Here is a 16147-nt window from a genome sequence, read left to right on the forward strand (position 1 = left end):
GACGCGGGGGACAGGGCGCCGCCGCACGACATGCAGAAGCGGGCGGTGGAGGGGTTCTCACCGCCGCATTGGGCGCAGGGTCGCATCACCGGTCACCAGCACCAGCCGCCGCTCGCGTACGCATGCGCTTCGACGTCCGCGGCGTCCTCCATGCGCGCCTTGATGGAGACGAGCACCTGGAGTTCCTCGTCGCTGAGCGACTGCAGTACCGCGATCTGCTCGCCTGACGCGGTCGTCAGGTCGAAGCCGGCGGCTTCCAATTGGTCGATGGTCGCCATGACCTCTCCTTTCCTGCGGCGTTCGCGCGCAGTTGGACGGCGTCGACGAGCTGCGCCAGGCCGTATGCCGTGTTGAGTGCGCTCAGCCCGATCAGCGACTCCGCCTCGGGGGTGAGCGGGAGCCTGTCGATCGCGCGCCACAGCTCCTCGCGGTGCTCGCCGTCCACGACGGCGTGGGTCACCAGCGTGCGGAACGCGTCCAGTGGCAGGCCCGTGCGCCGGGAGAGCAGGGGCGCCAGATCGGGAGGGGGCGGGTAGCCCTCCAGGACGGCGACGTGCCCGAGCAGCGCCACCGGGTGGGCGTGTCTGATCCAGTAGTACTGGCTGCCGACCACCGCGGCGACGCAGGGCGGCGGCGGGTCCGTGAACAGGGTCTCGGCGTCGCCCCCCGCGCGGGCGTAGTCGTTCACCACGTCCTGGTCGTGGCCGTACTCCTCGTGTACGTGGCCGGCGAGGTAGACGGCGACGCCCCGCGCGATCTCGTCGTCGCGCGCCAGGCACGCCGTGGTGGCGTCGAGGATGAGCGGTACGGTCGCGCGCAGCATGCCGTGCAGGGCCCTGAGCCATTCCAGGTAGAGCTCGCGCGGAGCGGGATGCCGCCACATCCGCTCCGTCCTGGCCAGCAGCGCCGGCATGACGAGGTCGATCTTGGCCATCAGGCGCAGGCTGGTGGTCATGTCCCGCCTCCCCGGCCCATGAGGGCGGTCAGCAACCGGGACCCGTCGTCCCCGGCGGTCTCGTGCAGGCGCCAGCACAGGCCGCAGACGTCCGGGTAGCGGGCGCCGGCGAGCGCGGCGAACGGCGGCAGCCGTACCAGGTCGTCCGGCCGGACCGAGCCGACGGCGCGCAGCAGCGGGTCGTCGCGGAAGGCGGCCAGCGCGGCGCGCACCTCGGCCGCGCCGGTCGCCCGCCGGCGCAGCCCGCGAGGGCCGCCGCCCGTGATGACGCTCTCGTTGCAGCAGCCCGTGATCACGCCGTCGTAGCGGACGGTCGGCGAGGCGGTCAGCGGGCACGGGCCCAGCTCGGCGACGCCGTAGCGGCGCCCGATCGCGAAGACGCCGCCGCCCCGGCCCGCCCGCAGCGGGGTGATCAGCGTGATCTCCGCGCGCCCGGACCAGTCGTCCCCCAGCGTGTCGCGGAGGACCTCCTCGGCGAACGGCACCGCGCCGGGCTCGTCCAGGAGCTGGAGGACGAGGTGGCAGCCCGCCCGCGCCGCGTGCGCGGCGGCGCGGCAGAACCGCCGCCGGTCGACGGCGGCCCGGTGGAAGCTGTCCGTGCTCAGGATCACGGTCGAGGACCGTTCCAGCACCCGCGTGATCCACCGCGGGCATCGGGGCCCCGACGCCCAGTGGCCGCTGGTGAAGAGCACGACGTCCTTGCCCGCGTCCGCGAACGCGTCCACGGCCAGGACCAGCCCGCGACGCTCGGCGAACGGCTCGCCGCCCGAGATCGCGACGGCCTCGATGCTGGGTTCGGCGCAGATCCCCGCCAGGATGTCGGCGAAGAGGCGGTGGTCGGTGATGCGCGGGCCGGCCGGGAGCGCGGCGACGGAGCAGTGCGCGCACCCGACCGGGCAGCGATCGGTGAGGTAGAGCAGCACGGTGCGGCCACGCGTACGCCGCAGCCGCTCGATGTCCGCCAACCTCAACCGGCGCGTCACCGCTCCCGACCCTCCCAGCCGAGCGTCACCAGCTCGCTGTAGCGCGCGATGCCGTGACGGCGGGCGAAACCGTACGGGCCGTGCCGCTCCAGGAGACCGCGTACGGCGCCCTCCATCGCCGGACCGGCCGGCGAGTCGAGATACCCGGCGACCCGTTCGCCCAGCCCGCGGTCCCGGTGCAAGGTGACGCAGACGTCGCAGTAGCCGGGGGCGGCGGCGTCCGATCCGAACCGCGCCTTCGCGTAGCGCGGCCCGAACATCCGGACGGCCCGCGCCAGCGGCCGCTCCAGGTGGCGCCGGCGCAGCACCGGCCAGGGATCCTGGTCGGCGTGCCCGAGCACCAGGTGCGGCGGGCGGGCGGCGGCGGCGAGGTCGTCGTTGCAGCAGGTGAGGACCGTCCCGTCGTAGGTGACCAGCGGCCAGGCCGCCATCTCGCACGGCGCGGGCGTCGCGTGCGGGGTTTCCGGGCCTGCGCGCGGGCCGTCCAGGGCTTTCGCGCGCCCGACCCGCCGGAGCGGCACCACGAGCATGGGCACCTCGTCGGCGAACTCCTCCCGCACCTCGCGCACCAGGTCCGCGACGTAGGGGTCCGCGCCGCCGTCCCCGGTGATCTGCACGCTCACCCGCGGCCCCCAGGAGCGGATCTCGTGCAGCACCCGGAAGGCCGCGCGCCTGCCCACCTCCCGCTCGTGGAAGCGGTCGAGGCTGACCGCGAAGTGATCGACCGCCGAGATGGCCGCCCGCAGGGCGGCCGGCACCGCGTGCCCGTCCCGGGCGAAGTAGAGCCCGGACAGCAGGTACGACCTCGTCCCCGAGAGCCGCGCCGAGTCGGCGAGGTCGCGCACCAGCCGCGGACGCAGGAGCGCCTCACCCCCGGACATGGCGATGAACTCCGGACGCTCCTGCCTGGTGAAGGACGCGACCAGCCGCCGGAAAGGCCGTTCCGCGTGCTCCGCGCCGTCCATGGCGGACTCCGTCGAGCAGTGCGCGCACGACAGCGGGCAGCGGCGGGTGAGGGCGAGGAAGACGCCCGCGGCGGGCACGGCGCGCAGCACCGCCATCTCGGCCAGGTGCATCAGGTCACCCCGTGGCCCGTGGTGGCGGTGACGAACTTGCTCAGCGCGTTGAGCAGCTCGTCCACCGCGGCGTCGGTGGCCTCCGTACGGCTGAGCGCGATCTCCAGCCGGCTCCAGGGCGTCAGGCCCTCCCTGGCGCTCCGGGTCAGCGAGCGGGCGGCGGCCATGAGCGTGAGCGTGATCGCCGTCTGGGCGGCCAGCTCGGTGAACAGGTCGATGGCCGCCATCTCCCCGAACCGCTGCAGCGCCGGGTCGAGCACCTCCATCACGCCGATCGTGCGGTCCTCGAGCTCCAGCGGGGCCGCCATCAGGATTTTCGGCACGTACCCGGTGCTCTGCGCGAACTCCCGGTCGAAGCGCGGATCCTCCTGGACCTCGCTGAGCAGCACGGTCTCGCCGGTCTGGAACACCCACCCGGCGACGCCGCGCCCGGTCGGGATGGCCACTCCGAGCAGCCGGTCCTCGCCCTCGCCTGACGACGCCTCGAACACCAGGCGGTCGCGCTCCTCGTCGTACAGGAACACCGACGCGGCCGACGCCGAGAACGTCAGCCGGGCCAGCCGCACGGCCGACCTCAGCAACTCGTCGTGCTCGGTGGGGCGCAGCAGCCGCCCCAGCGAGGAGGTCAGGGAATCAGGGATGCCCACGCCCATGGTGGCCTCCTCATGTCCGGTTGTTCGCGACGGCCGCCAGCACGTGCTTGAGCTGGCCGGTGGCAAGTCCGGGGTGGCGCTGCAGTACGCGCGCGCACAGCCCGGTGATGTGCGGTGTGGCGAAGCTGTTGCCGGTCAGGCGGGAGGTTCCGCCGCCTGGCAGCGGCACCTCCACCCCGATCCCGCGCGCGAAGAACTCGGCAGGGGGCTCCGGGTTGCACTCGATGTGCTCGGCGAGCGGCAAGGTGTGCGAACCCACCGAGATCACGCTGGGGAAGTGCCAGGGATAGCTGCGCACCGGCCGGTTGTGGGCGGAGGCCACGATGGTGACCCCGGCGAAGAACGCCCTGTCGACGAGGTCGTGCAGGGCCTCCTTGTGCTCGGCGCGACGGGTCGACAGGCTCAGGTTGACCAGGGAGAAGCGCTGCTCGATGGCCCACTCCAGCGCCGCCAGCAGCACCTCGCCGCGGCCCTGCAACCCGCTGCCGAGCACGCGGACGCTGGTCAGCTCGCAGTCCGGGGCCATGGTCCGGATGACGCCGGCGCAGGCCGTGCCGTGGCCCGCCTGGTCGCCGACCTCGTCGGGCACGACGTCCAGGCCGTCAGCCGTCACCGCGAGCGGGGTGATCGGCCTGGTGAAGGTCGGGTGGGACGCGTCGATCCCGCTGTCGATCAGGCAGATCCGCACGCCGGAGCCGGTCGCCGACCCCCAGGCCCACTCACGGGTGATCGCGCAGGGCAGCGCCAGCCGGGCCGAGTCCATGACCGCGCCCCGTGAGGCGTGCGCCAGCCGAAAGGTCCGCGGCGGCGCCTCCGCGACAGCCGGAAAATCAGCCATTGCCCACCCTCAGCGTCATTGTTCTGGCTCCGAGTAAATAGTGGGAGAGGGCGTTCATAGTTACTTCAGAGTCCGATCAAAGCGCCGTCGGAGACTGATTTCGAGGGCTTGAGAAACCCCAACGCCTGACAGACCATGAGAGCGAAATCCAAACCGGAGTGTGACTCATGTTGGAGTTCCGCTTGCTCGGCGCCGTCGAAGCCTACTCGGACGGGCAGCGCGTCGGACTCGGCCCACGCAAACAGCGCCTGACATTCGCGGTTCTGGCTCTGGAGGCGAACCATCCCGTCACGGTGGAGCGGCTGGTCGAGCTGAACTGGCCGGGGTCCCGCCCGCGTACGGCACAGCACGCGATCCGGGTGTCGGTCTCCCAGCTCCGCTCGATCCTGGCCCGCGCCGACCCCGCCCAGTCCGAGGCCACGCTGACGGCACAGGGCGCGGGGTACGTCCTGCGCACCGACCCGGACCGGATCGACGCCCATCGCTTCCGCGGCCTGGTGCAGCGGGCCCGGGCGGAACCCGACGACGAGCGCCGGGTGGCACTGCTCGACCAGGGCCTCGGCCTGTGGCGCGGCCCCGTGCTGGCCGGGACGGCGCCGCCAGAGACCCAGGAGCGCCTGGGCAGCGGCCTGGAGGAGTCGCGGCTGGTGGCGCTGGAGGACAGGATCGACGCCGGGTTACGGCTGGGCCGCCACCGCCAGCTGCTGGACGAGCTGACCGAGCTGACCCGATGCCATCCGTTCCGCGAGCGGCTGACCTGCCAGCTGATGATCGCCCTGTACCGCAGCGGGCAGACGCACACGGCCCTGGAGGAGGCCAGGAGAGCCCGCCGCCGCCTGGCCGACGAGCTGGGCATCGACCCCAGCCTCGAACTCCAGCGGCTGGAGGTGGCCATCCTGCGCAACGACCCGGTGCTGCTGCCGCAGCCCGATCGCGTCCTGGCGGCCGGCCCCGCGCCGCCCGCGGTGCCGGCGCAGCTGCCGCGCTCCGTCTCCGACTTCACCGGCCGGGCCGGGCAGCTCAGGTGGCTGGACGAGCACATTCAGGACCACACGAGCACGCCGGTCACGATCGCCATCACCGGCGCCGCCGGGGTCGGCAAGACCGCCCTGGCCCTGTACTGGGCGCACCGGATCCGCGATCGTTTCCCCGACGGCCAGCTCTACGTCGACCTGCGCGGCTTCGCCCCCGGGCCGCCGATGCGGCCGGAGCAGGCGCTGGCCCGCCTGCTGCGCTCCCTCGGGGTCGCCCCCGAGCACGTGCCCGCGGACGCGGACGAGGCGGCCGCCCTGTACCGGACCCTGCTGGCCAGCAAACGCGTCCTCGTCCTGCTCGACAACGCGGCGACGCCGGAGCAGGTCCGCCCGCTGCTCCCCGGCGCCACCGACTGCCTGGCCCTGGTGACCAGCCGGGACCGGCTGAGCGGCCTGGTCGCCCTCGACGGCGCCAGGCCGCTCCCGCTGGCCGTGCTGGACCCGGTCGAGGCGCGGACCCTGCTGGCCCGGATCCTCGGCGCCGACCGCGTTCGGCAGGAGGCGGACGCCGCCGCCAGGCTGGCGCTGCTGTGCGACTACCTGCCGCTCGCGCTGCGGATCGCCGCGATCAACCTGTCCCGCCAGCCGACGCGCGCCATCATCGACGGCGTCACCGAGCTGGCCGGAAGCGATCGCCTGAACGCCCTGCAGGTCGACGGGGACGGCCGGGCCGCCGTGCGGGCGGCGTTCGACCTGTCGTACGCCGCCCTCCACGAGCCGGACCAGCGCCTCTTCCGGCTGCTGGGCGTGAGCCCGTGCCCCGACCTCACCCCGCAGGCCGCCGCGGCGCTGGCCGCCGCCCCGGTCGACCAGGTGCGGCGGGCCCTGGACCGCCTGGAGCGCACGCACCTGATCCTGCAGACCGCTCCCGGCCGGTACGGGTTCCACGACCTGATCAGGCTCTACGCCCGTGACAGCGCGAACGGGGCCGAGCGGACGAGCGCGCTCGCCCGCCTGTTCGACTTCTATCTCAGGGTCGCCGACGAGGCCAAACGCCTGCTCTACCCGCAGGCCCTGCAACTGGCGGGACCGCCGCGGCAGCTGTCCCCGCTGACGTTCGAGGAGCCGGCGAGCGCGCTGGCGTGGCTCGACGCGGAGCGCTCCGGCCTCATCGCGGCCATCACGTACGCGGCCGCGCACGGCCCCAGGGAGGTGGCCTGGCGGCTGGCCGACACGCTGCGCGGCTACCTGTCGCTGCGGCGCGACCCCAACGAATGGCAGACCGTCGCCGAGGCCGCGCGCTCGGCCGCCGGCCTCGACGGGGACCTCACCGCCCAGGCCGCCACCGAGCTCAACATGGCGCAGGTCTACCAGAGCCGGGGCATGCACCCGCAGTCGCTGAGCCACTACGCCCAGGCGCTGAAGCTGGCCCAGCGCGCCGGGTGGCGCGAGTGCGAGTGCGCGGTGCTCAACAACCTCGGCAACGTCCACTGGAAGCTGGGCTCCCTGCAGGAGGCCGCCGACCACTACAGCCAGGCCATCACCATCGCCCGGCAGACGGGCCAGCGCACCATCCACGCCACCAGCCTGGCCAACCTCAGCATGGTCTACCGCAGCCAGGGGCAACTGGCGCGGGCGGCCGAGCTCCAGCACGAGGCCCTGGCGCGTTACCAGCAGGCCGCCTACCGCAACGGCGAGGCGATCGCGCTGGAGAACATGGGCGAGATCTACCACGATCTCGGGGAGCTCGACCGCGCGCTGGACTACCTCGACCGTGCCCTGCCCATCTTCCGCCAGTCGGGCAACCGCTACGGCGAGGTCCTCGTCCTGAACGCGCTGGCCGCCGTCCACCGTGACGCCGGCCGCTACGACGACGCCCTCGAACTCGCCGACCGCGCGGTGGAGCTGTCCGTCGCGATCGGCGACCGCCGGGCCGAGGCCGACACGCTCAACACCCGCGCCACCGTACGCACCCATCTCGGACGCCCGGAGCAGGCCGCCGAGGAGCACGGCAGAGCGCTGGACATCGCCCGCGAGGTCGGCAACCCGCAGCCCCGGCTGGAGTCCCTCATCGGGCTGGCCGGCGCGCACTGCCACCTGGGGAACCTGGAGCAGGCGTCCGCCCACGGCCACGAGGCGCTCAACGACGCGCGCCGCTGGGGGTTCCGCCAGATCGAGGAGCAGGCGCTCAGCGCCCTGGCGGCCATCCGGCTCCGCGCCGACGACCGGGAAATCAGCGCGGCATTGTCCGTCGATTCAGAATGAATAATTCGCCATATTTCGGTAGGCTGGCTTATTGCCTGACGGGTCGCTGGCATTTACCTTGGAAATATGAGGAAAGCAGCGATTTCCACACACGGTGTGCACGACGACACCAGCAATTCTCACGACTGCGTCGACCTACCTCGACGCTGAATTCCAACCGCGGGTAAATGTATCGTTAAACTTTCCGCCCCATGTGTGCCGGAAAGAATTGTCCGCCGCCGGCGATATCTCGCCCGGCGGGGCGGCGGGCGACCCGCGCGGATCCGCCGCACCCCGGCGGGCCGCTGATCAGCGCCTCGACGGTCACGGCACGAACCACCCGTGGTCCGATCCCCCCGATCCGTCCGTCCTCCCCGCGACTCCACGACCCCACGACCGCGTCCGGCGCGAGCCGGGGCGAGGGCGGGACACGGCGGCCGGGCCGACGGCGGCAGCGCCCCCGGAAATCACCGACGGAAACACGGCCGCGGCACGCCGCCGCCCATTCTGTATACCGGGCCCCGCAGGTCCGCCGTGGCGGCCTGAGCGGCGCCGGTCTTCCTATACCGGTCGCCGCCCATAAGCACGGCGCCGTGCCGGGCCTCGAAGCGGTTTACGCGGGTACGATCGAGCCGCTCCACGTGATGACGGCGGCACGGTAGACCTCCGACAGCTCGCCGTCGAAGTACGGAGACAGGCTCGTGTCGTAACGAAGATCGCCGTCGGTGTCGGCGACGCTGACGGTGATGCCGTTGAGGACGCCGAGGCGGGTGCTCTTGTCATAGCGGAGCAGCCAGGAGGAGCCCAGGGCGCCTTCGCCGGTGAACGGGGAGCCGACGGCGGCGAACTCCTCGGCCTTCAGGCTGGGGACCGCGGCGGCGGTCGTGCGGCCGCTGGACGATTCGAGGCTCTCGCCCGTGTAGGGCTGCTTGCCGTCGGGGTGGGAGCCGGCCGGGTAGCCGAAGACGTCGGCCGAGGAGCCCGGCGGCTGGTTCCAGGCCAGGCCCTGCCCGCCGACGCTGTCGACCAGCCTTCCGGCGTCGGTCAGCTCGCCCGGCGCGGGGGAGACGACGCCGTTGTAGACGTTGACGAAGGCGTAGTCGCGGTCGTAGTCGCCGTAGACGGGGAAGTCGTAGTGGGTGAACGCCTGCTTCCCGACGTAGAGGCCCCACGGGGCGGTGCCGTCGGAGTAGCCGGGAACGAAGACCCACTTGCCGAGGGTGGCGTCGGAGCGCTGGGTGTCGTACACGCAGTGAGCGGCCGTGGCGACGATGTTGCGGTACTGCGACTGCACGGCGGTGCCCGTGCACCAGTGGGGCAGGCCGTCGGCGCCGAGGAAGAACACCTTGCCGAAGGTGGTGTTCCCCTTGCCGGGGATGGCCGGCGGGGTCGGCGCGACAATGCCGGGCTTGGTGTCGATGGGCACCTCGCCCCTGGGGCTCACATCGTCGACGGCCGTCTGGACGCTGTACGGAGTGGCACTCCTCAGGTTGGCGCCCCCGTCGCCGAGCCAGAACGTCGCGGCCTCGACGGCGGCCGCTTGAGAGGCCAGAGGGTCGGTCCGCACGCTGGCGGCCCCGGCCGGCGAGGCCACGAGACCCGACCCCAGCAAGCCGACGAGTAAGACAACTGACATTCGCTTCATCTCGCAAACCTTCCGATAGATCAATGATTTTCGGGCGAACATTCGAACACAGGATCGCTACCGAGGGTAGACGTTAGCTGTCCGCCGCGTGATGATCAACCCTTTAAGCCCGCAGCAGGTCGTGATCCGGTTGGGACGGCGCGGGAGTGGAAAGCACACGACTGTACGCCGCCGCCACGGAGACAGGTGACCCATGCACGCACCCGGACCCACGCCATGAGGCTCGCCGGCGCCCACGTCCTCGTCACCGGGGCCTCCTCGGGCATCGGGGCGGCCACCGCCCGGGCGCTGGCGGGCGCCGGCGCGCGCCTGACGCTGGCCGGGCGCGACCGCGAGCGGCTGGCGGCCGTCGCCTCGGCCACCGGCGGGCGCGTGCTGGTGTGCGACGTCGCCACCCGCGCCGAGGAGCTGGCCGAGCGGAGCGGCCACGTCGACGTCCTGGTGAACAACGCCGGCGTGGGGTGGGCGGGGCCGTTCGTGCGGATGCCGGCCGGCAGCGTCGAGGAACTGCTGGCCGTCAACCTCGCCGCGCCGATCGAGCTCACGCGGCTGCTGCTGCCGGGGATGACGGCGGCGGGCCGCGGGCACCTCGTGTTCGTGGCCTCCATCGCCGGGGCGGTGGGCGTGGCCCAGGAGGCGGTGTACTCGGCGACGAAGGCGGGGCTGATGGCCTTCGCGGAGGGCCTGCGCCATGAGCTGCACCACGTGCCGGGCGTCGGCGTGTCCGTCCTGCTGCCCGGGGTGGTGGACACCCCCTTCTTCGTACGGCGCGGCGCCCCGTACACGCGCGGCTGGCCGGCGCCGGTCGCGCCGGAGCGGGTGGCGCGGGCGATCGTGGCGGCGATCAGGGATGGCCGGCCGGAGTCGTTCGTGCCGGGCTGGCTGCGGGTGCCGGCCAGGCTGCGCGGCGCGGCGCCCGGCGCGTTCCGGGCGCTCGCGCGGCGCTTCGGGCGCATGGAGAGGTCAGCCGCTCCTGATGGCGCGCAGTGACTCCTTCAGCGACCCGATCGTGGCCAGGACGGCCGTCGGCTCGTATCCGCAGTGCGCCATGCAGTTGTCGCACCGGGGGTCGCGGCCCCGGCCGTAGGCCGTCCAGTCGGTGTCCTCGATCAGCTCGCGGTAGGTCCGCGCGTACCCGTCGGCCATCAGGTAGCACGGCCGCTGCCAGCCGAACAGCGAGTACGACGGGATGGCCCAGGCGGTGCACGGCAGCTCGATCCGGCCCTCCAGGAAGTCCAGGAACAGCGGCGAGTGGTTGAACCGCCAGCGCCTGCGCCGACCGCCGGCGAAGGCCTCGCGGAACAGCGCGCGCGTCTCCCGCACGCCCATGAACCGGTCCTGCACGGGCGCCTTCTCGTACGCGTACGCCGGCGAGATCATCATCTGGTCGACGGCGAGCTCGTCGTTGAGGTAGTCGAGCACCTCGATGACGGTTCGCGGGCTGTCCGTGGAGAAGAACGTCGTGTTGGTGGTGACCCGGAAGCCGCGCCGCCGGCACTCGCGCACGGCGGCGACCGCCTCGTCGAAGACGCCCTCCTTGCACACCGAGGCGTCGTGGCGCTCGCGCACCCCGTCGATGTGCACGGTCCAGGCGAAGTATCGCGAGGGCTCGAACTCGTCGATCTTCTTGGGGATCAGCAGCGCGTTCGTGCACAGGAACACGTACTTCTTCATGCCGACGAGCCGGCGGACCAGCTCGCCGATCTGCGGGTGCATGAGCGGCTCCCCGCCGGCGATGGACACCATCGGGGCGCCGCACTCCTCGATGGCGGCGACGGCCTGCTCCACCGGCATGCGCTGCTTCAGCACGTCGGCCGGATGCTGGATCTTGCCGCAGCCGGCGCATTTGAGGTTGCAGGCGAACAGCGGCTCCAGCTCCACCAGCAGCGGGAACTTGGTCCGTCCCCGCAGCCGCTGGCGCAGGATGTAGCCGCCGACGCGCAGGCTTTGGCGGAGCGGGATGGTCATGACAGCACTTCCTTGGGTAGCACCGCCGCCCAGCGCACCAGGGCGGGGCCGAGGGCGGCGAGCGTGCGACGGGCGGCGACGCCGCGGGTGAGCGTGGCCAGGCTCAGCAGCGGCGCCTCGGGCGTGTCGACGATGACCCGCACGGCGGCCAGCGGGCGTCCCGCGGCGGCGCGGGCCAGCGGGCCGGTCTCCATGTCCACGGCGTACGCGCCCTCCGCGGCCAGGCGGTGCCGCTCCGCGCCGCGGACCAGGCGATCGGCGGTGACCAGCGGCCCGATCGAGGCGGGCAGGCCGGCCTCGGCCAGCTCGCCGGCGAGGAGGGGCGCGGACGGGCAGGGATGGACGCGTCCCCTGAACCGGACCTCGCTCGCCACCAGGACGTCGCCGGGCCGCAGGTTCCGGCCGGCGGCCCCGCCGAAGCCGACCACGGCCACCGCCTCCCGCCAGGCCAGGCCCGCGGCCGCGCGGGCCGCCCGGCGCGGGCCGACCCCGGTGACGACGACCCTGGCCAGGTGGGCCGGCAGGCCGCGCCTGATCGCGCGGGCCTCGATCCCGAGCGCGGCGCAGACCAGCAGCGCCGTCATGACAGCTCCCTGTCGCGGCGCAGGTAGCGCCCGAGGGCGCTGATCGGGAAGACGAGCCGGTAGAGGTGGTAGTTGATGTAGAAGTCGCCGGGGAAACCCGTGCCCGTGAAGTACGGCTCGTCCCAGGTGCCGTCGGGCCGCTGCCGCTCGACCAGCCAGCGCACCCCCCTTTCCACCGCCGGGGAGCGTTCGCCGGCGGCGAGCAGGGCCAGCAGCGCCCAGGCGGTCTGCGAGGCGGTCGAGGCCCCGCGGCCGATCCAGCCCGGGTCGCGGTAGGAACGCAGGTCCTCGCCCCAGCCGCCGTCGTCGTTCTGGTGGCGTTCCAGCCAGGCGACGGCCCGGCGTACGGAGGAATGCCCGGGACGGACCCCCGCGGCGACGAGGGCGGGCACGGCGGCACCGGTGCCGTAGACGTGGTTCGCGCCCCAGCGGCCGAACCACGATCCGTCCTCCTCCTGCGCCTTGAGCAGCCAGATCACGGCCCTGCGCAGGACGGGGGAGCCGGGCCGCTCCTTGGCCAGGGCCTCGACGACGTGCGCGGTGACGTCGGCGGACGGCGGGTCGATCACCGCGCCGAAGTCGCAGAAGGGCAGCTTGGTGCAGAGCGGGCGGTCGTTGTCGGCGTCGAACGCCGCGAAGCCGCCGTCGGCGCTCGCCATGCCGGCCATCCAGCGGACCCCGCGCTCGATCGCCGGCCGCACGCCGGGGCGGTCCAGCCGGCGCAGCGCGAGCACCACCTCCGCCGTGTCGTCGATGTCGGGATAGCCGTCGTTGTCGAACTCGAACGCCCAGCCGCCGGGCGGCAGGCCGGGCCGGCGCACCGCCCAGTCTCCCGTCCTCGTGACCTCCTCGCGCAGCAGCCAGTCGGCGGCCCCGGTGACGGCCGGATGGTCGGCGGGGGTGCCCGCGTCGAGCAGCGCGTTGATCGCCAGCGCCGTGTCCCATACGGGGGACTGGCACGCCTCCAACCGGCGCCCCTTCTCGTCGCGGACGGTGAACCGGTCGAGCCCCCCGATCGCCCTGCGCATCACCGGGTGGTCCAGGTCGTAGCCGGATAGGTGGAGCGCGATGATCGAGTACACCCACGGCGGCTGGATCCCGCCCCAGGAGCCGTCGGCCTCCTGGCGGGCGACGACCCAGTCGACGGCGCGCCTCAGCGCGGCCCGCCGCAGGGCCCGCGACGGGCGCCGCTCGTACCGGTGCAACACCCGGTCCAGCGCGCCGAACGCCGCCTCCCAGCCCCCGCCCGCCGCGCGGCGCGGCGCCCGGCCGGTGCGCAGCTCGGGCAGCTCGAACGGGAGCCCGCGCACCGGCCGGTACGCGGTCACGACGGTCAGGGGCACGATCGTCTGCCTGGCCCAGCAGGCCCAGTCGTAGACGTTGAGCGGGAACCACGAAGGCAGGAAGATCATCTCGGGGGGCATGACCGGCAGGTCCCGCCACGGCCACTCCCCGAACAGGGCCAGCCAGATCCGGGTGAACACCCGGCTGGCCTCGATCCCGCCCATGGCCCGGACCTGCTGCGAGGCGGCCCGCATGTGCTCCGCGCCGGGCGGATCGCCCGCGAGCCGCAGCGCGGTGTACGCCTCGATCGTGGTGGACAGCTCCGCGGGCCCCTCGTGGAAGTTGGCCCACGTGCCGTCGGCCCGCTGCTCGGAGCGGATCCACCGGGCGGCCTCGGCCGTGTCCTCCTCGGTGCGGATGCCGAGGAACTGCCGCAGCAGCAGATCCTCCGCGTCCATGCTCACGTTCGTCTGCAGCTCGCCCTTCCACCAGCCCTCCGGGGACCGCAGGCCGATCAGGTGGTCGCAGGCGGCCCGGAGGGCGTGCCCGGCGTCGGTGAGCAGGCTCGGGGTCGTCTCGAGGGTGGTCATGTCAGTGGTCCCTGGATGTGATGAATCGGGCGATGTGTAGGAATTCGGCGCGTACGTCCGCGGGCATGTCCACGGCGTCGAGGCACCGGGTCGCGGCGTCGAAGCGCCGCCCGGCCTCCAGTTCGGCCCACGCCCGCCCGCCGGCCTGCTCGACCAGGCCGGCGGCCTCGCGCAGGTCGGCCTCCGTCAGCTCCCCGGGCCTGGCCAGCAGCCCCGCCAGGCGGCCTCCGGCCTCCGTACCGCTGGTGAGCGCGGCGACCACGGGCAGGCTCTTCTTGCGGACCCGCAGGTCGGCCAGCACCGGCTTGCCCGTCACCTCGGGCCGCCCCCAGATGCCGAGCAGGTCGTCGGTCAGCTGGAAGGCCAGCCCGGCCTCGGTGCCGAACGCCTCCAGAGCGCCGGCCAGCGAGGCCGGACCCTCCGCCGCCATGACGCCGATCGAGCAGGCGCAGGCGAGCAACGAGGCGGTCTTGTGCCGCGACATCAGCAGGCACTCCTCCCGCGTCACGTCGTCGCGGTCCTGGAACTCCAGATCCAGGGCCTGGCCCGCGATGAGCGAGAGCGTGGCGTCATTGAGCGCGCGGGCGGCCGCCGCGCAGCCGGGGGTGCCCTGTTTCAGCAGCAGTTCCAGGGCCAGGGCGAACAGCGCGTTGCCGCAGAGGATCGCCTGGGCGCGCCCGAAGACCGTCCAGGCGGCCGGATGGTGCCGGCGCACCGGGTCGTCGTCCATGACGTCGTCGTGCAGGAGGGAGAACGCGTGCACCAGCTCCACCGCGGCGGCGGCGGGCAGGCACCGTTCGACGTCCGCTCCCGCGGCCCGGGCCGACAGCACCGCGAGCGTGGGCCGCAGCGCCTTGCCACCGGCCGCGCGGGGCCGGCCGTCGCCGTCGGTCCAGCCGAAGTGGTAGCGGGCGACGCGGGCGATGCGCGGGTCGAGGTGGCCGACGGCCTCGCGCAGCACCGGCTCGACGAGCTCGCGGGCGGCCTCCGCCGGCGGCAGGGTCAGGGTCATGACACGCTCTCCTGATCTCGTACATGGTGTCTGACCAGGCGTGCGGCGTGCAGTCCGCTGCGCACGGCGCCCTCCATCGTGTCCGGCCAGCCGGTGTCGGTCCAGGCGCCGGCGAGATAGAGGCCGGGCCACCGGGTGGCGCTGCCCGGCCGGAGCGCCCCGCTGCCGGGGCCCTGGCGGAACGTCGCGCGCCGTTCCCTGGTGACGAAGAAGTCGGTCATCCTGGCCTCGCGCGCGGCCGGGAACACCGAGCGCAGCGCCGGGACGAAGGTCTCGCGGAGCTCCGCGGTCGGCCGGTCGATCCACGTGTCCGCGACCGACACCGAGACCGTCAGGTACTGCCCCTCGCCGAGCCCGGCGACGCGGGTCTTGTCGAACACCCACTGCACGGGCGAGCCGGTGACCGCGACGAACGGCGCCCGCATGACGGGCCGGTCGTAGACCGCGTGGACGTTGATGATGGGGCTCGCGTCCAGTCTGCTCCATCCGTCCCGGCCGGGCGCGGCCTCTACGGGGACCAGCTTCGCGGCCTGCTCGTGGCGCGTCGCCACGACGACCGCCGACGCCCGGACCCGGACGCCGTCCACGACGACGGCCGGACCCGGCTCGATGGCCGTGACCTTCGCCGACAGGCGCACCGCGCCGCCGCACCGCGCGATGGCGGCCCTGGCGGCGCTGTCGTGCAGCTCGCCGAGCGGCACCAGGGGGATGCCCAGGTCAGCGGCGTCGGGACGGCCGAGCAGCGCGGTCTTGAACACCTTCACCGCCGGGCCGAGCGCGGCCTCTTCGACCCCCGTGTTCAGGGCCGCGACCGCGAGCAGGTCCCAGAGCGCCTGCCGCACCGGGTCCCGCTGGCCGTGCGCCGCCAGCCAGCTCCCGAACGTCACCGTGTCGAGAGCCGGATCGGCCGGGTCGAGCCTGCTCAGCGCGAGCGAGCCGCGCAGGGCCTGGAGCCGGTCGCCCGGCCCGAGCAGGCGGTATCGCGCGAGCGCGGGCACGAAGTGGAGCGGGCCGGGCAGCGCGGCGCGGCGCAGCCGCCCCGACCGGCCCGCCGCGCCGAGCACCCGCACGTCGAAGCGGCGCTGCAGGTCGATGAGCGCGCTGCCGCCGAGCCGTTCCAGGAGCCCCCGGTACGCCGTGCAGCAGCGCAGGAAGACGTGCTGGCCGTTGTCCACGGTCAGCCCGCCGCGCCGGAAGGAGTAGGTGGCGCCGCCCAGCCTCGGGCGGGCCTCGTACAGCGTCACGGGGCAGCCGGCCTCCGCGAGGGCGAGGGCGGCCGTGATGCCGGCCAGGCCGCCGCCGACCACCGCCACCGGCGCGATCGTCATCACAGGGGCAGCC

14 protein-coding genes are annotated in these 16147 nt (G+C 73.5%); 2 read left to right on the forward strand and 12 right to left on the reverse strand.

Features of this window, described 5'->3' with window-relative positions; genetic code table 11:
- Positions 1-92: 92 nt before the first annotated feature.
- Genes H4W80_RS51015 through H4W80_RS51040 form a run of 6 tightly spaced genes read right to left on the reverse strand, consistent with a single transcriptional unit; the run spans position 93 to position 4505 of the window.
- The gene (locus H4W80_RS51015) at positions 93-278 is read right to left on the reverse strand and encodes an aroma-sacti cluster domain-containing protein (protein WP_192791667.1); all 186 of its coding nucleotides are present in this window, start codon (positions 276-278) and stop codon (positions 93-95) included.
- Complete coding sequence (locus H4W80_RS51020; protein ID WP_192791668.1) at positions 236-955, reverse strand: iron-containing redox enzyme family protein; 720 nt, start codon at positions 953-955, stop codon at positions 236-238. The genes H4W80_RS51015 and H4W80_RS51020 overlap by 43 nt, the downstream gene beginning before the upstream one ends.
- Complete coding sequence (locus H4W80_RS51025; RefSeq protein ID WP_192791669.1) at positions 952-1938, reverse strand: hypothetical protein; 987 nt, start codon at positions 1936-1938, stop codon at positions 952-954. The genes H4W80_RS51020 and H4W80_RS51025 overlap by 4 nt, the downstream gene beginning before the upstream one ends.
- Positions 1935-3014 (reverse strand): radical SAM protein, encoded by a 1080-nt coding sequence (locus H4W80_RS51030; RefSeq protein WP_192791670.1) that lies wholly within the window; start codon positions 3012-3014, stop codon positions 1935-1937. Before H4W80_RS51030 ends, H4W80_RS51025 begins: the two co-directional genes overlap by 4 nt.
- Positions 3014-3667 carry a GAF domain-containing protein gene (locus H4W80_RS51035; protein ID WP_192791671.1) on the reverse strand — a complete coding sequence of 218 codons (654 nt, stop codon included), beginning with the start codon at positions 3665-3667 and terminating at the stop codon, positions 3014-3016. The genes H4W80_RS51030 and H4W80_RS51035 overlap by 1 nt, the downstream gene beginning before the upstream one ends.
- A gap of 10 nt (positions 3668-3677) precedes the next feature.
- The gene (locus tag H4W80_RS51040) at positions 3678-4505 is read right to left on the reverse strand and encodes a S8 family serine peptidase (protein WP_225964128.1); all 828 of its coding nucleotides are present in this window, start codon (positions 4503-4505) and stop codon (positions 3678-3680) included.
- Between the two features lie 167 nt (positions 4506-4672).
- On the opposite strand from H4W80_RS51040, the gene H4W80_RS51045 reads away from it, so the two are divergent.
- Positions 4673-7744, forward strand: a complete 3072-nt coding sequence (locus tag H4W80_RS51045) for an AfsR/SARP family transcriptional regulator (RefSeq protein ID WP_192791672.1) — start codon at positions 4673-4675, stop codon at positions 7742-7744.
- Positions 7745-8336: 592 nt separating this feature from the next.
- Here the strand turns inward: H4W80_RS51045 and H4W80_RS51050 are convergent.
- The gene (locus H4W80_RS51050; protein WP_225964129.1) at positions 8337-9359 is read right to left on the reverse strand and encodes a trypsin-like serine peptidase; all 1023 of its coding nucleotides are present in this window, start codon (positions 9357-9359) and stop codon (positions 8337-8339) included.
- 195 nt (positions 9360-9554) lie between these two features.
- Here H4W80_RS51050 and H4W80_RS51055 point away from each other — a divergent pair, with 195 nt between their 5' ends.
- Positions 9555-10358: an SDR family NAD(P)-dependent oxidoreductase gene (locus H4W80_RS51055; protein ID WP_318787452.1), complete on the forward strand. Its 804-nt coding sequence runs from the start codon at positions 9555-9557 to the stop codon at positions 10356-10358.
- On the opposite strand, the gene hpnH is transcribed toward H4W80_RS51055, so the two are convergent.
- The 5 genes from hpnH to hpnE are packed head-to-tail and all read right to left on the reverse strand — an operon-like array spanning position 10332 to position 16134.
- Entirely contained in the window at positions 10332-11336 is a 1005-nt protein-coding gene (gene hpnH, locus H4W80_RS51060; protein ID WP_192791674.1) for an adenosyl-hopene transferase HpnH, read from the reverse strand. The two genes, H4W80_RS51055 and hpnH, sit on opposite strands and share 27 nt — an antisense overlap.
- Positions 11333-11920: a phosphorylase family protein gene (locus H4W80_RS51065; protein WP_192791675.1), complete on the reverse strand. Its 588-nt coding sequence runs from the start codon at positions 11918-11920 to the stop codon at positions 11333-11335. The genes hpnH and H4W80_RS51065 overlap by 4 nt, the downstream gene beginning before the upstream one ends.
- A complete protein-coding gene (gene shc / locus H4W80_RS51070; protein WP_192791676.1) occupies positions 11917-13794 on the reverse strand; it encodes a squalene--hopene cyclase in 1878 nt (625 codons plus the stop codon). Before shc ends, H4W80_RS51065 begins: the two co-directional genes overlap by 4 nt.
- Position 13795: 1 nt before the next feature.
- On the reverse strand, positions 13796-14806 hold the full coding sequence (locus H4W80_RS51075) for a polyprenyl synthetase family protein (protein WP_192791677.1): 1011 nt from the start codon (positions 14804-14806) through the stop codon (positions 13796-13798).
- The gene (hpnE, locus tag H4W80_RS51080) at positions 14803-16134 is read right to left on the reverse strand and encodes a hydroxysqualene dehydroxylase HpnE (protein ID WP_192791678.1); all 1332 of its coding nucleotides are present in this window, start codon (positions 16132-16134) and stop codon (positions 14803-14805) included. Before hpnE ends, H4W80_RS51075 begins: the two co-directional genes overlap by 4 nt.
- Positions 16135-16147 lie beyond the last annotated feature (13 nt).

Origin of the sequence: Nonomuraea angiospora, from assembly GCF_014873145.1 — a bacterium.
GTDB lineage: Bacteria > Actinomycetota > Actinomycetes > Streptosporangiales > Streptosporangiaceae > Nonomuraea > Nonomuraea angiospora.

Excerpts from the sequence above, each read along its gene's own strand:
- H4W80_RS51015 (WP_192791667.1), bottom strand. The coding sequence starts at position 278 with ATGGCGACCATCGACCAATTGGAAGCCGCCGGCTTCGACCTGACGACC.
- H4W80_RS51020 (WP_192791668.1), bottom strand. The coding sequence starts at position 955 with ATGACCACCAGCCTGCGCCTGATGGCCAAGATCGACCTCGTCATGCCG.
- H4W80_RS51030 (WP_192791670.1), bottom strand. The coding sequence starts at position 3,014 with ATGCACCTGGCCGAGATGGCGGTGCTGCGCGCCGTGCCCGCCGCGGGC.
- H4W80_RS51035 (WP_192791671.1), bottom strand. The coding sequence starts at position 3,667 with ATGGGCGTGGGCATCCCTGATTCCCTGACCTCCTCGCTGGGGCGGCTG.
- H4W80_RS51040 (WP_225964128.1), bottom strand. The coding sequence starts at position 4,505 with ATGGCTGATTTTCCGGCTGTCGCGGAGGCGCCGCCGCGGACCTTTCGG.
- H4W80_RS51045 (WP_192791672.1), top strand. The coding sequence starts at position 4,673 with ATGTTGGAGTTCCGCTTGCTCGGCGCCGTCGAAGCCTACTCGGACGGG.
- H4W80_RS51050 (WP_225964129.1), bottom strand. The coding sequence starts at position 9,359 with ATGTCAGTTGTCTTACTCGTCGGCTTGCTGGGGTCGGGTCTCGTGGCC.
- hpnH (WP_192791674.1), bottom strand. The coding sequence starts at position 11,336 with ATGACCATCCCGCTCCGCCAAAGCCTGCGCGTCGGCGGCTACATCCTG.
- H4W80_RS51065 (WP_192791675.1), bottom strand. The coding sequence starts at position 11,920 with ATGACGGCGCTGCTGGTCTGCGCCGCGCTCGGGATCGAGGCCCGCGCG.
- shc (WP_192791676.1), bottom strand. The coding sequence starts at position 13,794 with ATGACCACCCTCGAGACGACCCCGAGCCTGCTCACCGACGCCGGGCAC.
- H4W80_RS51075 (WP_192791677.1), bottom strand. The coding sequence starts at position 14,806 with ATGACCCTGACCCTGCCGCCGGCGGAGGCCGCCCGCGAGCTCGTCGAG.
- hpnE (WP_192791678.1), bottom strand. The coding sequence starts at position 16,134 with ATGACGATCGCGCCGGTGGCGGTGGTCGGCGGCGGCCTGGCCGGCATC.